At 46.0% G+C, this 18,209-nt stretch carries 16 protein-coding genes and 1 pseudogene; 15 read left to right on the forward strand and 2 right to left on the reverse strand.

The genetic code is table 11. From position 1 onward, the window contains the following. Positions 1 to 386: 386 nt before the first annotated feature. From ACERC8_RS06740 to ACERC8_RS06795, 12 genes are all read left to right on the forward strand, one after another. Complete coding sequence (locus ACERC8_RS06740; RefSeq protein WP_373659129.1) at positions 387 to 1,313, forward strand: alpha/beta hydrolase; 927 nt, start codon at positions 387 to 389, stop codon at positions 1,311 to 1,313. A 315-nt stretch (positions 1,314 to 1,628) separates the two neighbouring features. Beyond that, positions 1,629 to 1,817 carry a 50S ribosomal protein L28 gene (gene rpmB, locus ACERC8_RS06745; protein ID WP_018369200.1) on the forward strand — a complete coding sequence of 63 codons (189 nt, stop codon included), beginning with the start codon at positions 1,629 to 1,631 and terminating at the stop codon, positions 1,815 to 1,817. A 267-nt stretch (positions 1,818 to 2,084) separates the two neighbouring features. After that, positions 2,085 to 4,265, forward strand: coding sequence for a polyribonucleotide nucleotidyltransferase (pnp, locus tag ACERC8_RS06750; protein WP_373659130.1), 2,181 nt, complete (start codon positions 2,085 to 2,087; stop codon positions 4,263 to 4,265). A gap of 161 nt (positions 4,266 to 4,426) precedes the next feature. Then, positions 4,427 to 5,188, forward strand: a complete 762-nt coding sequence (locus ACERC8_RS06755; RefSeq protein WP_373659132.1) for an SseB family protein — start codon at positions 4,427 to 4,429, stop codon at positions 5,186 to 5,188. Between the two features lie 130 nt (positions 5,189 to 5,318). Next, positions 5,319 to 5,942 carry a serine O-acetyltransferase gene (gene cysE, locus ACERC8_RS06760; protein ID WP_373659133.1) on the forward strand — a complete coding sequence of 208 codons (624 nt, stop codon included), beginning with the start codon at positions 5,319 to 5,321 and terminating at the stop codon, positions 5,940 to 5,942. Between the two features lie 29 nt (positions 5,943 to 5,971). Next, positions 5,972 to 6,742, forward strand: a complete 771-nt coding sequence (locus tag ACERC8_RS06765; RefSeq protein ID WP_373659134.1) for a nucleoside phosphorylase — start codon at positions 5,972 to 5,974, stop codon at positions 6,740 to 6,742. Positions 6,743 to 6,803: 61 nt separating this feature from the next. Continuing rightward, positions 6,804 to 7,643: a DNA adenine methylase gene (locus ACERC8_RS06770; protein WP_373659135.1), complete on the forward strand. Its 840-nt coding sequence runs from the start codon at positions 6,804 to 6,806 to the stop codon at positions 7,641 to 7,643. A gap of 28 nt (positions 7,644 to 7,671) precedes the next feature. Then, positions 7,672 to 8,433 carry a site-specific DNA-methyltransferase gene (locus ACERC8_RS06775; protein WP_373659136.1) on the forward strand — a complete coding sequence of 254 codons (762 nt, stop codon included), beginning with the start codon at positions 7,672 to 7,674 and terminating at the stop codon, positions 8,431 to 8,433. Continuing rightward, positions 8,430 to 9,035, forward strand: coding sequence for a PD-(D/E)XK nuclease superfamily protein (locus tag ACERC8_RS06780; RefSeq protein ID WP_373659137.1), 606 nt, complete (start codon positions 8,430 to 8,432; stop codon positions 9,033 to 9,035). Before ACERC8_RS06775 ends, ACERC8_RS06780 begins: the two co-directional genes overlap by 4 nt. Beyond that, a complete protein-coding gene (locus ACERC8_RS06785) occupies positions 9,035 to 9,964 on the forward strand; it encodes a type II restriction endonuclease (protein WP_373659138.1) in 930 nt (309 codons plus the stop codon). The genes ACERC8_RS06780 and ACERC8_RS06785 overlap by 1 nt, the downstream gene beginning before the upstream one ends. A gap of 2 nt (positions 9,965 to 9,966) precedes the next feature. Continuing rightward, a complete protein-coding gene (gene cysS / locus ACERC8_RS06790; RefSeq protein ID WP_373659139.1) occupies positions 9,967 to 11,313 on the forward strand; it encodes a cysteine--tRNA ligase in 1,347 nt (448 codons plus the stop codon). After that, entirely contained in the window at positions 11,306 to 11,719 is a 414-nt protein-coding gene (locus tag ACERC8_RS06795) for a Mini-ribonuclease 3 (RefSeq protein ID WP_373659140.1), read from the forward strand. Before cysS ends, ACERC8_RS06795 begins: the two co-directional genes overlap by 8 nt. A gap of 41 nt (positions 11,720 to 11,760) precedes the next feature. Here ACERC8_RS06795 and treR read toward each other — a convergent pair whose 3' ends face one another. Continuing rightward, positions 11,761 to 12,474, reverse strand: a complete 714-nt coding sequence (treR, locus tag ACERC8_RS06800; protein ID WP_373659142.1) for a trehalose operon repressor — start codon at positions 12,472 to 12,474, stop codon at positions 11,761 to 11,763. A gap of 187 nt (positions 12,475 to 12,661) precedes the next feature. Between treR and treP the strand changes: the two genes are divergently transcribed. Continuing rightward, positions 12,662 to 14,668, forward strand: a complete 2,007-nt coding sequence (gene treP, locus ACERC8_RS06805) for a PTS system trehalose-specific EIIBC component (RefSeq protein WP_373659143.1) — start codon at positions 12,662 to 12,664, stop codon at positions 14,666 to 14,668. Between the two features lie 242 nt (positions 14,669 to 14,910). Here the strand turns inward: treP and ACERC8_RS06810 are convergent, their stop codons facing one another. Continuing rightward, the gene (locus ACERC8_RS06810) at positions 14,911 to 15,207 is read right to left on the reverse strand and encodes a hypothetical protein (RefSeq protein ID WP_373659144.1); all 297 of its coding nucleotides are present in this window, start codon (positions 15,205 to 15,207) and stop codon (positions 14,911 to 14,913) included. A gap of 568 nt (positions 15,208 to 15,775) precedes the next feature. On the opposite strand from ACERC8_RS06810, the gene treC reads away from it, so the two are divergent. Together treC and ACERC8_RS06820 are read left to right on the forward strand one after the other, a co-directional pair. Continuing rightward, a complete protein-coding gene (gene treC / locus ACERC8_RS06815) occupies positions 15,776 to 17,404 on the forward strand; it encodes an alpha,alpha-phosphotrehalase (RefSeq protein ID WP_373659145.1) in 1,629 nt (542 codons plus the stop codon). A 1-nt stretch (position 17,405) separates the two neighbouring features. Further along, a pseudogene (locus tag ACERC8_RS06820) lies at positions 17,406 to 18,061 on the forward strand (DUF1349 domain-containing protein). Positions 18,062 to 18,209 lie beyond the last annotated feature (148 nt).

The raw sequence follows: 18,209 nt of genomic DNA on the forward strand, positions 1-18,209 counted from the left end.
AAGGACTTAGTCCTGTGCAATACAGAATTAAATCCTTTCAATAATATTTCTTGTCCAACTTTTGGGGGTCAGTACATCAACGTTTCTAGGCTTTTTTCTTTTGATTTTATCAAAATAACTGAATTTTAACTGATTATATCACCCTAAGAGTGCAATGACAGACATAATAGTAGCAATGATTGAGACTATGGTGGCAACGATAGAACTTATAGTTAAACCAATCCTTAAAGACTTCTGTATGAATAGAAACATGTCCGTGGTTTCCACATGCTCCCAAAAAATAAGGGCTATTCCTCATTAGCATTGACACTGAATTTTATTTGTTCTATCAAAGCAAAAAGTGATAACACTTTTCAAAAATGGTATTATCCGTTATAATGAAACTTATGAAAAAACGCATATTTTTGAAGATTTTAGAAGCTCTCTGTGTCGTAGTAGTTTTGGGCTCAGTCGCTGCTAGCTTTTACTTTTTTGATGTCGCACAGGTGAGGGGCGAAAAATCGTTTGTGTCTAGTGATGAGACCCCTGCGGATAGCCCCCTTTATGCCTACCAAGAGGCTTTTGATAAACTGCCTAAAGAAGAACGCCAGATGACCCATCAAAATTTGAAGCAGGTGGCCTGGTATGTTCCAGCAGCGCAGAAAACAGATAAGACCGTTATCGTTGTTCATGGATTTGGTCAGACAAAGGCGCGGATGAGGCCTTATGCCTACCTTTTTCATAAGTTAGGCTACAATGTCCTGATGCCGGATAATATCGCTCACGGTGAGAGTGACGGGCAGCTTATCGGCTATGGTTGGAATGATCGGTTGAATGTGATTCGATGGGCAGAGCTTCTGGTTGAAGAAAATCCGATGAGTGAACTGGTGCTGTACGGTTTGTCTATGGGGGGTGCAACTGTTATGATGGCAAGTGGTGAGAGCAACTTGCCTGAGCAGGTGACAGCAATTATCGAAGATGCGGGTTACACCAGTGTTTGGGATGAACTTGTTTTTCAAGCCAAAGACATGTATAACTTACCAGCTTTTCCGCTCCTGTACCAAGTTTCAGCCTTGTCTAAGTTACGGGCAGGTTTTACTTATGGCGAAGCTAGCGCAGTCAAGCAACTTCAGAAAAATACCTTACCAACCCTCTTTATCCACGGTGATAATGATAACTTTGTCCCAACTTACATGGTTTATGACAACTATGAGGCGACAGCGGGCGATAAAGAACTCTATATCGTGAAGGGGGCAGATCACTCGGAGACCTTCCAAACAGATGTCGCAGCTTATGAGGCGAGGATTGAAGCATTTTTGAAAAGTGTGAATTAAACCGGGCTGAATAGTCGTGATGACACATTGAAAATCCGCACAAGCATGCTGTTGTCACTGTTTTTGCTAAGTGAGTTAATCTCGTTCTTTTAGTTTTTGGGAACGATTGCGCTATGCTTCTCAGGGGATTATGTTAGGCTTGACGAACATTCTCGTCTAAGTTAGAGTAAAAGAAGAAAACTGATTGTTTTGGTGGAACAGTTAAGCCATAAAAAAATCAGTTTAACCCCTTGCCAAGTTTCTTCTTTTTTGGTAGAATGGTTGGGTATGTGGTGCTAGCACATCCTTATATATTCTACGTAGGAGGAAACACAAATGGCTAAAGTATGTTACTTTACAGGTCGTAAGACTGTATCAGGCAACAACCGTTCACACGCGATGAACCAAACCAAACGCACTGTAAAACCAAACCTTCAAAAAGTAACTGTCTTGATTGACGGTAAAAAGAAAAAAGTTTGGGTTTCAGCTCGTGCGCTTAAATCTGGTAAAGTTGAGCGCGTTTAATAAAAAAGTCCGTTAGGGCTTTTTTATTTTTGCCTCATAAGGTTGAATTTGTGGTAAAATAAAAGGGATACTAGTGGCTTGATACAAAGTTGAGGGTGGTTTTGGGGCAATAGCAGAGCAACTGCCTTGACCTTTGTAGCAAACCTAGTATCAGACCTTGTCCTCAATGGAATTGACTTCTTAAGCGGCTACGTTATAGCTAGCCATTGTATTGGAACCGGTCTATTGAAGGACGTGTCTTAATACTACATTTATAAGGAGACACTCATGTCCAAACAAATTTTTGAAACAACCTTTGCTGGTCAGCCACTCGTGGTTGAGGTTGGTCAGCTGGCCAAGCAAGCCAATGGTAGCGTGGTGACCCGCTACGGTAACTCAACTGTCCTGACCGCTGCGGTCATGTCTAAGAAAATGTCCACAGGCGACTTTTTCCCTCTCCAAGTCAATTACGAGGAAAAAATGTATGCAGCTGGCAAGTTCCCTGGTGGCTTCCACAAGCGGGAAGGTCGTCCGTCAACGGATGCAACCCTGACTGCTCGCTTGATTGACCGTCCGATTCGCCCAATGTTTGCCGAAGGGTTCCGCAACGAGGTGCAGGTCATCAACACGGTTCTTTCCTATGATGAAAATGCTAGCGCTCCAATGGCAGCCATGTTTGGTAGCTCGCTGGCTCTGTCTATTTCAGATATTCCTTTCAATGGGCCGATTGCTGGGGTACAGGTGGGCTATGTCGATGGTCGCTTTATCATCAATCCAACCAAGAAAGAACAGGAAAAATCCTTGCTGGAATTGACCGTTGCTGGTACCAAAGAAGCCATCAACATGGTGGAGTCTGGTGCTAAGGAATTGTCAGAAGACATCATGCTGGAAGCTCTGCTATTGGGCCACCAAGCCATCCAAGAACTAATTGCTTTCCAAGAGCACATTGTGGCCGCTGTCGGCAAGGAAAAGGCAGATGTGGAGCTCTTGCAGGTCGATCCTAAACTTCAGGCGGAGATTATCGCTGCCTACAACGCCGACCTCCAAGCTGCTGTTCAAGTTGAGGAAAAGCTGGCGCGTGAAGATGCGACCAACGCCGTCCGTGAGCGTGTGACAGCTGTCTATGCAGAGCGTTACGCTGACCATGAGGACTACGACCGCATCATGCGTGACGTGGCGGAAATCTTGGAGCTCATGGAGCATGCCGAAGTGCGTCGTCTCATCACCGAGGACAAAATTCGTCCAGATGGTCGTCGTGTCGATGAAATCCGTCCGCTGGATGCGGAAGTGGACTTTTTACCACAGGTACACGGTTCTGGTCTCTTTACGCGTGGGCAGACCCAAGCCCTGTCCGTCTTGACCCTTGCTCCGATGGGAGAGACCCAAATCGTTGACGGTTTAGAGCCGGAATACAAGAAACGATTCCTGCATCATTACAATTTCCCGCAGTACTCTGTCGGTTCAACTGGACGTTACGGTGCACCTGGTCGCCGTGAGATTGGTCACGGGGCACTTGGTGAACGGGCTCTGGAGCAAGTCTTGCCGAGCCTTGAGGAGTTCCCTTATGCCATTCGTTTGGTCGCAGAGGTCTTGGAATCCAACGGTTCCTCCTCACAGGCCTCTATCTGTGCGGGCACGCTGGCGCTCATGGCTGGTGGGGTGCCGATTAAGGCACCTGTCGCAGGGATTGCCATGGGGCTGATTTCAGATGGGAACAACTACACCATCTTGACCGACATTCAAGGTCTGGAAGACCACTTTGGTGATATGGACTTCAAGGTAGCGGGGACGCGTGAAGGGATTACAGCCCTGCAAATGGACATCAAGATTGAGGGTATTACGCCGCAAATTTTGGAAGAAGCTCTGGCACAAGCCAAGAAAGCTCGCTTTGAAATCCTGGATGTGCTGCACGAGGCTATCCCAGCTGTTCGTCCAGAATTGGCACCGACTGCACCGAAGATTGACACCATCATGATTGATGTAGACAAGATTAAAGTGGTCATCGGTAAGGGTGGTGAGACCATCGACAAGATTATCGCTGAGACAGGTGTCAAAATTGACATCGAAGAAGACGGTTTGGTGTCCATCTTCTCTAGCGACCAAGCTGCCATGAACCGTGCCAAGGAGATTATTGCAAGTCTGGTGCGTGAAGCCAAGGTCGGTGAGGTCTACAAGGCCAAGGTTGTCCGCATTGAAAAATTTGGTGCTTTTGTCAACCTCTTTGATAAAACAGATGCTATGGTGCATATCTCTGAGATGGCATGGAACCGAGTGAACCGTGTTGAGGACTTGGTGGAAATCGGTGACGAAGTGGATGTCAAGATTATCAAGATTGACGACCGTGGTCGTGTGGATGCCTCTATGAAAGCCTTATTGCCACGTCCGCCAAAACCAGAAGGCAAGGATGGCGAACGTAAACCACGCCGTGAAAAAGCTGACCGTCCTGCAACTGGCTCTGCTGAAAACTAAACTCATTACCAAGATAAGGGAAATTGGGCGTGATTGTTCTGTTCATTGTTTCTGTTTAGCTAGCTCTAGCGTCATCATCAGTGAACAGATAGGCTTAATCGTGTTGAGCCAGTTTCTGATGACTGAACTCTGCCCATTTCCCGCTTTTTAAGGAGAATATGATGAAAATAAAACTAACCAAGGAACTAGATAAGCGCCTGCGTGCCTTTATCGCTGACCCGACTAATTTTTTGGATGCCTTGGGTTTGGTCAATGCTTTTCATGGTGAAACTGTACTTGCCAGTGATAAACCCTATGCTATCGAGGTTGAAGGTCAAAAGGTTGTTCCGGTTTTTACAGATGTCGCTGACTTGAATCAATTTAAAGCACTGCAAGCCAGTGCGAACCAACAGAAATGGGTCGATCGTTCGGCGCTGGATGTCTTGCGTGAAGCGATTGAAAAACAGCTGGCAGGACTGGTCTTCAACTTGAAGAAGTCAGGCGACGGAGGCAACTCCACATTGATTAAGACCAGTGATATGATCACTTTTGTCAATCACCACACGCAGGTTCTGAATCGGGTGTTAGGAGAGGAAAATCAGGTTGCTGATAAACTGGATAAGACCTACCTGATCCCTGCCTATCATCGCAAGGACGAGGATGGTAATCTGGTGCGGATTTTTACCATGATGACCAATCCAGAAGGGCAGCACTACGTCCCTGTCTTTTCTAACCTCGTCAGCTTTGCGAGATGGTACAACGATGAGAATTTTGGTGGCTTTTTCCGTCAACAAGAAGGTGTCATTATGGTCTGGGAATTGAGTCGGTTTAATACCCCGCCAGCCGGGAAAAATATCCTAGATGAGACGACAGGGATTGCCATTAACCCTTTCGACGAGGGGATGGAACTTTTGCTATGGGAACAGCTAGAGCCGAAAGCTTAGTCTGGATGTAAGTTCAGCTAGCTCGATGTCAGAGTGAATAGCCAACATCCTGAAGCTCTCTGGTGGACGTTGTTCATTTTTGATACACGGTTTAAACTGATTACTGATATGATATAAAGGAGAGGAAGATATGGGCTGGTGGGCAAAAACGATTGCGATCATCAAACAGCTAGATCCTGCGGCGCGGACAACGGCGGAGGTTCTTTTGACCTATCCTGGCGTCAAAGCTTTAGCTGCCCATCGCCTGTCCCACTGGCTTTGGCAACGTGACTTCAAGCTCTTAGCACGTATGCACAGTCAGTTCTGGCGGTTTTGGACCCAGATAGAGATTCACCCAGGAGCTGAGATTGCGGCTGGGGTCTTCATTGACCATGGGTCTGGTCTGGTAATCGGTGAGACTGCTGTCATCGAGGAAGGTGTCATGCTCTACCACGGGGTGACACTTGGTGGCACGGGGAAAGACACGGGTAAGCGTCACCCGACCATACGGCGAGGGGCCTTGATTTCGGCTCATTCGCAACTGATTGGTCCGATAGAGATTGGGGAAAATGCTAAAGTGGGAGCGGCTTCTGTGGTGCTTGCCGATGTTCCTGCTGATGTGACGGTTGTCGGTGTTCCAGCACGTGTCGTTCGGGTGCACGGTAAAAAAGATGATCTGGTCATTCATCAAATTGAGGAGGAACGTGAGTCGCTCTATTACACGTCTAAACTGGAACAGCTGAAAGAAAGCAGTCACCAGTCATCGGAGTTGTAAGATAGAGTAAATGTGGAGGGGTGAGAAGTATGTTATTAACGGAATTTAATCCGATTCCTGCGGTTATCGAACCAGATAATCTAGGGCTCAGCCATCGTGTGGATGAGGTCTGCTCGACCTTGATTTACTCGTTTAATGGGGAAATCGTAGAGCGGGTGCGTCAGATGGCAGGTGTCAGGCAGATTGGCTATATGAACAGCATCAACGGGCACAATCCCATCTACCTTTACGAACACGATGGGGTTCAGGTTGCTGTCATGCTGGCGGTAGTTGGAGCTCCGATGGCAGTTGGTCAGTTGGAGGAGTTAAAGGCATTTGGATTTGAACACTTTATCGTTCTGGGCTCGTGTGGGGTTTTGGACAAGTCGCTCAAGGCTGACCGTATTATCTTGCCAGCCTCTGCCCTACGGGATGAGGGGACAAGCTACCACTACGCTCCTGCTAGCGATGAGATTGCCTATGATCCAGCTTTGCTATTGACCATGGAAAAGGCCTTAGATGCCGCAGGAATCCCACATGTGCGGGCAAAGAGCTGGACGACGGACGCTTTTTACCGCGAGACGGCGGACAAGGTGGAGAGGCGCTTGGCGGCTGGAGCGACGGTGGTGGACATGGAAGCCTCAGCTATCATGGCGTGGGCGCAGTATCGACAAGCCAAGGTCTACCAGTTTTTCTACACAGCGGACTACGTTGACCACACCAGTAATCAGTGGGACAAGCGGGCAGGCGAGCGCACCGCAGATGTCATGACCTTTTTTGACGTGGCGATGGCGATGGCGAGAGGGATAGATAAGGGCTAACTGTAATAACAGTTGGCTTTTTCTTTGGTTTATTTTTGCTGGGATATGGTATAATAGGGGTATGAAGCAATCTTTACAACCATTTACAAAATGGACAGGTGGGAAACGTCAGTTATTGCCTGAACTTAAAAAAAAACTACCAGAATCATACGGTCGCTATATTGAGCCCTTTATTGGTGGTGGAGCTTTATTTCTGGAGTTAGTTCCTAAAACAGCGGTCATAAATGATTTTAATACAGAGTTAGTCAATTGTTACGAGCAAATTAAGAAAAATCCTAAGCAACTGATAGACTTGCTGGAGGTACACCAAGAGAATAATTCTAAAGAGTATTATTTAGACATAAGATCCCTAGACCGTCAGGATAACTTTGATGAGTTATCAGCGGTTGAACGTGCAGCTCGAATTATGTATATGTTACGTGTCAATTTTAACGGTCTTTATCGCGTTAATTCTAAAAATCAATTTAATGTACCTTATGGACGTTATAAAAATCCTAAGATTGTTGACAGTGAATTGATTTTGGCTATTTCAGATTATTTGAATAGCCATGATATCAAGATTCTAAATGGGGATTTTGAGCAGGCTATTGCAGATGTTCAAAGGTATGATTTTGTCTATTTTGACCCACCGTATATACCGTTATCGGAGACGAGTTCGTTTACTTCTTATACACATGAGGGGTTTTCCTATGATGATCAGGTTCGGTTGCGTGATACTTTCAAAGCTTTAGATGATAGAGGCGCCTATGTTATGTTATCGAATTCATCAAGTCCCTTAGTTGAGGAACTGTATAAAGGTTTTTATATTCATCGTGTCGAAGCTACTCGAACAAATGGTGCAACATCTGCTAGTCGTGGAAAAGTATCTGAGTTGATTATAACCAATTATGAATCTAAATAACGAATATCAGTATGGAGGAGGTTTATTAATGACCAAACCATACTATCATAAAGAACAGTCGATCTTAATTCATGCAGATACCTTTAGTTTTTTGGAAAAAATAAAACCAGAGAGCATGGATATGATTTTTGCAGACCCGCCATATTTTTTAAGTAATGGTGGTATCTCTAATTCTGGTGGACAGGTTGTTTCTGTTGACAAAGGTCACTGGGATAAAATTTCATCTTTGGAAGAAAAACATGCCTTCAATCGTCGCTGGATAAGATTAGCAAAACGGGTTTTAAAACCAAATGGGACAATTTGGATCTCGGGGAGTTTGCACAATATCTATTCTGTTGGAATGGCTTTGGAACAAGAGGGATTCAAAATTTTGAATAACATCACTTGGCAAAAGACGAATCCCGCCCCAAATTTATCCTGTCGTTATTTTACTCATTCAACAGAAACCATCTTATGGGCAAGAAAAGCAGATAAGAAAGTCAAACATTATTATAATTATGACCTGATGAAAGAGTTGAATGATGGCAAGCAGATGAAAGATGTCTGGTTAGGCAGTTTAACAGCCAAAGCAGAAAAGTGGGCTGGTAAGCATCCAACTCAAAAACCAGAATATTTGCTTGAGCGGATTATTTTAGCAAGCACCAGAGAAGGTGATTATATTTTAGATCCTTTTGTAGGAAGTGGCACAACGGGTGTTGTCGCCAAGCGTTTAAAGCGTCGATTTATTGGAATTGATGCCGAAGAAGAGTATTTAAACATTGCGATTAGACGATTGGAGAATGAAAAATGAAAAAAGATGGAGTGGGCGGAGCTAATACAAAAACAGGTTTAGCGTTTGAATTAGAAACGGATTTACCATCATTTATTTCCAAACAACCAGGCTATGAAGTTACAGAGAATGATTTTGATATAAAAATTCTCAAAAGAACAGGTGAGATAAAAAAGAAACCTAGGAAATCGGTATCTCGTTGGGAAGTGAGTTTTCAAGGAAATGTTGTGGCAGAAATATTTCAGAAACACGGTTTGTATCGCTACTTTAATGAAGTTGAGTTAGATTATCAATCCATCATTTCAAGGAAATTACTCCCAGATGATGCTATTTTTGTTATTTCAAATAATACCGTTTTTATTATTGAGAAAAAAACTCAAAAGGGACAAGGTAGTGTTGATGAAAAACTTCAGACCTGCGATTTTAAGTTAAAACAGTACCGTAAGTTGTTTGCTCCACTTAATAAAGAAGTTCGCTACTATTATCTGTTAGATAAAAGTTGGTTTGATAATCCTGCCTATAAAGATGTTTTAGACTATATCATTGATGTTGGCTGTGGTTATTATTTTAACTACATCCCATTAGAAGTATTGGGGTTACCAATTCCTCTGGAGGAGTCGTAATGACTGTAAATGAATATATATCACAATCCTCAAGTGAGCGTTTGGAGCGTTTTCTATCCACCCTCTCAATCACCAACCGTACTCCAGAATATTATGTCAACTGGGAAAAGGTTGCACGTGAGACAGAAAAGTTTGAATTAGAATTGCATACGTTGAACTATTTGATTGGGAAAGATAATATCCGCGAAGAAGCTTTGGATTTATTCATGCGTCAACCACAGTTATTGCGTGCCATCCCTAGTTTGATTGCCAGTCGTGATAAGGTTTTGGATATTTTATCTATGGACGAACATGATGAGATGACCTTTGACCATCTAAATTTTTCAACGATAGATACCAATCGTATTGTTGATTATGTTGATTTTATTGACAAAGCAGGGCTGTTAGAGTTTTTGCAGTGTAAAGCTAATCGTTCTCTGGTTGATTATGTTTATGGTGTTGAGACTGGTTTAGATAGCAATGGACGTAAAAATCGTAGTGGTGATACTATGGAAGGTATTGTTGGACGACATGTCCAAAAAATTTGTCAACAATACGTTTTAGAATTCAAGGCACAGGCTACTGCACCCTTTATCAGAGAGAATTGGGGAGTTACAGTTCCAGTTGATAAATCTGAACGTCGCTTTGATGTGGCAGTTTACTGCCCTATTCGTCATAAAGTTTGGTTAATCGAGACTAACTATTACGGCGGAGGGGGCAGTAAATTAAAAGCTGTTGCGGGTGAGTTTACGGAATTAAGTCAGTTTGTCACCAGTTCAGCAGATGACGTTGAATTTGTTTGGGTCACAGATGGTCAAGGTTGGAAAACAGCTCATTTACCATTATCAGAAGCTTTTGCTCATATTGCCAACGTCTTTAATTTGTCTATGCTGAAGGAAGGTTACTTAGCTGAGCTATTTTACTTGTCTTCAATTAATGGAAAGGAGTAGCCATGACCCTAAAACTCTACGACACCATGACTCGCAGCTTGCGTGACTTTTTGCCCTTGGAAGAGGGAAAGGTCAAGATGTATGTTTGCGGACCGACGGTTTACAACTACATTCACATCGGCAACGCCCGATCGACGGTCGCTTTTGACACCATTCGCCGCTATTTGGAGTACCGTGGCTACGACGTCACCTACATCAGCAACTTCACCGATGTGGACGACAAGATTATAAGGGCGGCTGCGGAAAGCCAAATGACGCCAAAGGAGTTGGCTGACCAGTTCATCGCCGCTTTTAAGGAAGATACTGCCCAGCTCTTTGTCAAGCCTGCGACCAAGAACCCTCGCGTCATGGACTATATGGCCGAGATTATTGCCTTTATCGAGGTGCTTTTGGGAAATGGCTACGCTTATGAGGCAGATGGGGATGTTTACTTCCGTGTCGAGAAGGCTACTAACTACGCCAAACTAGCCAATAAAACCCTCGCTGACCTCGAAATCGGTGCTAGTGGTCGGACTGACGAGGAAACAGCCCGCAAGGAAAATCCGCTGGATTTTGCCCTCTGGAAGTCTGCCAAGCTAGGTGAGATTTCATGGGATAGTCCTTGGGGAGCAGGTCGACCAGGCTGGCACATCGAGTGCTCAGTCATGGCGACAGAGCTACTGGGGGATACGATTGATATCCATGGTGGGGGAGCTGACCTTGAGTTTCCGCACCATACCAACGAAATCGCCCAAAGTGAGTGCAAGACAGGACACACCTTTGCCAACTACTGGCTCCACAATGGCTTCGTCAATGTGGACAATGAGAAGATGTCCAAGTCGCTAGGTAACTTTGTCTTTGCCCGTGACTTGTTGGATAAGATTGATGGTCAGGTCTTGCGCTTCTTTTTAGCAACACAACATTACCGCAAGCCCATCAATTTCTCTGAAAAAGCCATCTATGATGCTGAAGTTAACCTTAAGTACCTGAAAAATGCCTATACCCAGCCTCTGACGGCGACAGCTGACGAGGCAGTGCTGGCGGACTTTGTTACTCGCTTTACAGACAGTATGGATGATGACATCAATGCCGCCAACGGCATTACGGTTGTTTTCGAGCTGGCTAAGTGGATCAACTCAGGCAACTACACACCAGCTGTCAAGACAGCCTTTGCGGCCATGCTGGAGGTCTTTGGCATCGTCTTTGAAGAGGAAGTCCTCGACAGTGCTATCGAAGCGCTAATTGCCGAGCGGCAGGAAGCACGTGCCAACCGTGACTTTGCTACCGCAGACCGCATTCGGGACGAATTGGCTCGCAGAGGCATTAAGCTCCTTGACACCAAGGACGGGGTGAGGTGGACGCGTGACTAGACCAGTAGACGTCAATCTGATCAACGGGATTGCCTTGGCTTTTGAGGGAGATGCTGTGTACGCCATGTACATTCGCCGCCACCTCATAATGACTGGGCAGACCAAGCCTAACCAGCTGCACCGCCTAGCAACCCACTATGTGTCCGCCAAGGCACAGGCCATGCTAGTTCAAGCCATGTTAGAAGCGCAGCTATTGACCGAAAAAGAAATCGAGATTTATAAGCGTGGGCGCAACGCCAACAGCCAAACCAAGGCCAAGAACACAGACATTGTCACCTACAAGGTCTCGACGGGCTTTGAAGCGGTGATCGGCTACCTTCACATGACCGAGCAAATCGAGCGTTTGGAGGAGTTGGTGGCGTGGTGTATTGCGACCGTTGAGCGCCATCGGTTGACCGAAAAATAAGACGAAACAGGAGGCAGAAATGCCTCCTGTTTCGTCTTAAGCTATAATCGTTTGCGCTTGGCTAGGTCAACAAATTTGAACTTTTCCAGTTTATGGCGGCTCTCGGTGAATTGGAACTGTTGTCCATCTGCCAAAAAGACTTGTGACTTGACAGAAACGACGTGGGCATCCTTGCCTAAGTCAAGCAACCGCTTATCACTGTCAGTGACATGATCGATGGTAATCTCTTTTTGGGCAGAGGCAATGTCAAGGTTTAATTGATTTTCCAGATAGGCATAAATTGACCGCTCGGCTATTTCTCGTGTCATCTCGGGGACTAGGCGCTTGAGGAGGTAATCGATGTCGACCACTGCGGCAATGCCGTCAACAATCCGCTGGCGAGTGACCCGCCAGATGATGGTGTGTTTTGGAAAGCCTGTCAGTGTGTGGAGTTTATCGTCAATGATGACCTTGTCGATACTAACCAGCCGTGTCGTTGAATTGATGCCAAAGTTTGTGACCAATTCTTGGTAACTGATGAGATCAGATACCGGAAAGTTGAACCGCTCTCGCTTGCTGACTTGGGTCCCACGACCCTGCATTTTTTGGATGAGACCAGTATCGGTGAGCAATTGCAGAGCTTTCCGGACAGTGTCTCGGCTGGCCTGATGGTGCTGGCTGAGTTCGATTTCTGTTGGTAGATAATCTCCTGGCGCTAGATGGCCTGTTAGAATGTCTTGTTCCAACTTTTTGAAAATAATCTCATATTTTTTCATAAACGTAGCATTCTCTTTCAAATGTTGTTGTTTTTCCAGACAAGTTATCTTATTTTAACAAAAAAGTCAAAAAATAGCACCAAACAACTTGCAGACAATTTTGTTGTCGGTTACAATGAGGGTGTAAAAAGTTGTACGACCTTTTTCAAAAAAATAGGAGGAGCTAGTTATCTAGCGCACAAAGATAATGGGAAAATTCCAAGAAGACGCGAAACAGCTGTTAGCAGCTGTTGGCGGTAAAGAGAACATCACAGCGGTTACCCACTGTGCCACCCGTATGCGCTTTGTTTTAAAAGATGATAAAGCAGCAGACATCAAGACTATCGAAGCTATCCCAGCGGTCAAAGGAACCTTTACCAACGCTGGTCAGTTCCAAGTGATTATCGGTAATGATGTGCCGATTTTCTACAACGACTTCACTGCCGTATCTGGTATCGAAGGCGTTTCAAAAGAAGCTGCTAAATCAGCAGCTAAAAGCAACCAAAACGCTATCCAGCGTGTCATGACCATGTTGGCAGAGATTTTCACCCCAATCTTACCAGCCATCATCGTCGGCGGTTTGATTTTAGGTTTCCGTAACCTGCTTGAAGGTGTCGGCATGGAATGGCTAGGTCAAGCCATGGCAGACGGCAAGCCTGTATTTGACGCAGATGGTAATCCTGTCTGGAACACCATCACACAAGTTTCTCCATTCTGGAATGGGGTTAACCATTTCCTTTGGTTACCAGGTGAAGCGATCTTCCACTTCTTGCCTGTAGGGATTACTTGGTCTGTTACGCGTAAGATGGGAACCTCTCAAATCCTTGGCATCGTCCTTGGTATCTGCTTGGTGTCACCGCAATTGCTCAATGCCTACGCAGTGCCTGGCACAGATGCTTCTGTCATTGCTGAGGAGTGGATATGGAACTTTGGTAGCTTTACAATTAACCGTATTGGTTACCAAGCTCAGGTTATCCCAGCTCTCTTGGCTGGTTTGTCCCTATCTTACCTTGAAATTTTCTGGCGTAAACGTATCCCAGAAGTGATTTCTATGATTTTCGTGCCATTCTTGTCCTTGCTTCCAGCGCTTATCTTGGCACACACCGTATTGGGACCATTTGGCTGGTGGTTAGGTCAAGGCTTGTCAACCATTGTTTTAGCTGGTTTGACTGGTCCCTTGAAAGCCTTGTTCGGTCTTATCTTTGGTTCGCTTTATGCACCGTTTGTCATCACTGGTCTTCACCACATGACCAATGCCATTGACACGCAGTTGATTGCAGATGCTGGTGGTACAGGTCTCTGGCCGATGATTGCTTTGTCAAACATTGCGCAAGGTTCAGCAGTGCTTGGTTACTACTTCATGAACCGCAACAATGAAAAAGAAGCTCAAATTTCGCTTCCAGCAGCTATCTCAGCCTACCTTGGCGTGACTGAACCAGCCCTCTTTGGTGTTAACGTCAAGTACGTTTACCCATTTGTTGCAGGTCTTGCAGGTTCTGGTTTTGCAGGTCTCTTGTCAACAACCCTAGGCATTCAGTCTAATTCCATCGGTGTCGGTGGTTTGCCAGGTATCTTAGCGATTAAAGCGCAATACTGGGGAGCTTTCCTCGTAGCAATGGCTGTTGCCATCGCTGTCCCAATTGTGTTGACCTTCTTCTTCCGTAAGGCTGGTATCCTGACCAAGTCAGAAGACGAGGCTAAGGCAGACCGTGAGGTGACTGTAAAAAAGCCTAGTCCTGCTAAGGTTGCAAGTAAGGACATCCTTGTCCAAAGCCCCTTAGCAGGTCAGGTCAAGGCTCTTAACACGGCAACTGATCCTGTCTTTGCCCAAGGGCTAATGGGACAAGGTGTGGTGATTGAACCGAGTCAAGGTCTGTTGACAGCGCCTGTAGCTGGTACGGTATCTGTGCTCTTTCCGACCAAACATGCCATTGGGTTAACAACCGATGATGGGATTGAGTTGCTTATCCACATCGGTATGGACACGGTTAGCCTAGAGGGTAAAGGGTTCGAGGCCCACGTCAAGCAAGGCGACCGAGTGGCAGCTGGAGATAAGCTCATCAGCTTTGACCAAGAGGTCATCTCAGCTGCTGGTCTGATTACAGAAACGCCGATCATCGTGACCAATACAGAGCAATTTAATATCACTGTTATCGGTGATTTGCCGCGTGCTATTGCTCATGGTGAGCACTTGCTGACAGCTGGTTACTGTTAAAGGATCATCAGATGATTATAAAAAAGTAGCAGTTTCGCCAAATGATAAAACTGCTACTTTATTTCAAACTAAGAACTTGTATTCGTAATCGAAGTGTTCGGTTGACTAGGCAAGCTTGAGTTCAATCAAGAAAGAGTAATACGGTTGGTATTGCAAGGGCATATGACAAAGAGTGGACACGAATTAGCCAGTCAGGGGCGTGCTGAGATGTGAATACATAGGTCATAAGGTTTCAAGTTATTTTATCGGCGTGGTCTGATGAAGCGATTCCACCAACTGGAAGCCCCTGTTGTCGGCATGCGCCGGCAGACCTCTGTGTAGAGGGCTAGACCATGCTGGGACAGGTTGCCGTCCCAGGCCAGCGGGGCTAGTTTGTCTTTGAGTTGCTGGACGACTTTGGGGAGGTAGTCTATTGTTTCGAGCTGGTCTACGGATCTAGTGAGGGCTATTTGCTCTGCTTGGTTTAAGGGCAAGTTTAGCTGGTTGTTGAGCCAATCCTGCCAATCGCTGTGAGATTTTAGTTTATTAGTTGATATCATGGACACCCTCCCATTAAGCCAGCAAAAGCAGGATTGTATGTTGGAATAGGCCAAGAACTTGAATGAGTTGCCCAGCCACTTATTACGGTATTGACCGTGTAATTAACTGTCGATGTCGTCTGTAGACTAGTTCGTCTACCTGTTCCAGTATGTTGATAATAGCTATAAGATTCAATGGTGTACAAATATTTCCAACATCCACTTCTGTATCCTGGATCGTCAAGAACCACGGCACGTGGTTGATAGCGGTCGGTCACTGTTATGCTATCTGCTGATATAGAGGGTGCGAGAGCTAATGATGTGATGAAGCAAGCGGCTAAAAGTTTGCCTATTTTTGCTGATGGTATCATTGTTTTCCTCCGATTGTATTTAGTCAGATAGGGCTGTTTTTCGATTTTATCGTTCTCCTTTCTAACGAAAAACAAGTTCAGATTCGTTTACATTTCTAGTTTACAGAATTTTCTCTTATTTGTCAATTTTTATCGTTTAATATTTTGTTTTTTGTGGTTTGGGCCATGATGTGGTCAACTACCTGCTCTGCTATTTTTCAAAAAAGAAAGGACACTTCATGACACTGGATAAGACAAAGGTGGTCTACCAGATTTACCCCAAATCCTACAAAGATACGACTGGTAACGGTATCGGCGACCTGCGTGGCATCATCGACAAACTCCCTTATTTGGCGGAGCTGGGCATTGATATGGTCTGGCTCAATCCCTTTTACCCTAGCCCTCAGCGGGACAACGGATATGATGTTGCTGACTACACGGCAGTTCATCCGCTTTTTGGAACCATGGCCGATTTTAAGGAGATGGTTGCTAGAGGTAAAGAGCTGGGCATCGACTTTATGCTGGACATGGTGCTCAATCACTGCTCGACCGAACACGAGTGGTTTCAGAAAGCCTTGGCTGGCGATGCTTTTTACCAAGATTTCTTTATCTTGAGAGACCAGCCGACCGACTGGGTATCAAAGTTTGGTGGCTCTGCCTGGGCGCCTTTTGGCGATACAAGAAAATACTACCTCCACCTCTTTGACGAGACGCAGGCTGATCTCAACTGGCGCAATCCCCATGTCCGCAAGGAGCTGTTCAAGGTGGTCAATTTCTGGAAGGACAAGGGCGTCAAAGGCTTCCGCTTTGATGTCATCAACCTCATCGGCAAGGACGAGGTGCTAGAGGACTGCCCGATAAACGACGGCAAACCTGCTTACACCGATCGCCCCATCACCCACGACTACCTCCACGCCCTCAACCAAGCTAGCTTTGGCACTGACCCCAGCTTTATGACGGTGGGCGAGATGTCTGCGACCACCATTGACAACTGCATCCTCTACACTGCCCCAGAGCGGGAGGAGCTGGCTATGGCCTTTAACTTCCACCACCTTAAGGTGGACTACAAGGACGGGCAAAAATGGACCATTATGGACTTTGATTTCAAGGCCTTACAAGAGCTCTTTCACAACTGGGGAGAAGGCATGAGTGCAGGCAATGGCTGGAATGCCCTCTTCTACAACAACCACGACCAGCCCCGTGCCCTCAATCGCTTTGTGGATGTGGACAACTTCCGTGAAGAGGGAGCGACCATGCTGGCGGCGTCTATTCACCTCTCTCGTGGCACCCCCTACATTTACATGGGCGAGGAGATTGGCATGCTGGATCCTGATTATGACGCCATGTCCGACTACGTGGATGTGGAGAGCCTCAACGCCTATGCCATGCTCTTGGAAAATGGCAAGCTGCCTTCGGAAGCTTTTGCCATTATCAAGGCCAAGTCCCGTGATAATTCACGCACACCGATGCAGTGGGATAGTAGTGAACATGCAGGCTTCTCCACCGCTACTCCGTGGCTCAAGGTCGGCAAGTCCTATGAGACCATCAATGTCGAAACCGAAAAAACAGGCAAGATTTTCCCTTTCTACCAAAAACTCATTCAACTCCGAAAAGCATACCCTATCATATCAGAGGGAGATTACCGAGCTGCCTACACCGACAGCGACAAGGTCTACGCCTTCGAGCGGCAGCTGGACGGACAGAGCTTGCTGGTGCTCAATAACTTCTTTGCTGAAAATGTGACCTTGGACTTAGCTGCTACTTATCAAGCAGGACGTGTCCTCATCAGCAACTATGGGTCGACCGATCTCGGTGCACACCTTACCCTGCAACCCTATCAAACCCTAGCTATTCTAACAGGAGAATAAAATGGATCTAACCGCTTTTTCATGGACACGAGAGCCTGAGAATTGGATAGTCAAGGAGGACAGCTTGACCCTGACCACCCAGCCCCACACCGACCTCTGGCAACGGACCTACTACCATTTCCAAAACGACAACGCCCCACTCTTTCAGATGACAACGGATGACCCATTTTTCTCCTTTACCGTCACCGTTGACTTTACGGACAGCCATCACCGCTTTGACCAAGCAGGCATCGTCCTCTATCAGGATAGCTTCCACAGTCTAGGGAAAGACTGTGGAAGGTGCGAACCTTGAAATGAAAAAGCGAGCAGAATTGGTTAAAAGCGTCTGTAGAATATGAAAACGACGATTTTCAACACTTAGGCAGTGTCGTGACCAACGGCGGTTATTCCGACTGGGCAACCGCTGAGTTTCCAACTACGACCAAACAAGTCGTCTACCGCCTGAGCAGACGGCAGGACGACTTCAAAATCGAGTATTCTCTGGACGGCGTCCGCTTCCACTAGATGCGGATTTGCCACATGGCAGCTGCTAGCAAGCAGGTCTCCTTCGGCGTCTATGCTTGCAGCCCAGAAGACTCTCGCTTTACTGCCCGCTTTAGCAATTTCCAGCTGACCGACTGCCTCTGGCAAGCCCACGATGGACAGCATCCGGATTGATACGCTCTGTCTCTCTCGCCAGCCGTCGTCAACTCCCTTGTGACGGATAAGTGTTGAAAGCGACACTGCCCCAACGACTGAGTTAGTGCAATCTGTGGTTGATAACTTGTAGAATTTGACCTCGTCTGATGTTGATTTTCTTTGAGTA

The sequence above is a fragment of the Streptococcus sp. E29BA genome, from assembly GCF_041807805.1.
GTDB lineage: Bacteria > Bacillota > Bacilli > Lactobacillales > Streptococcaceae > Streptococcus > Streptococcus entericus.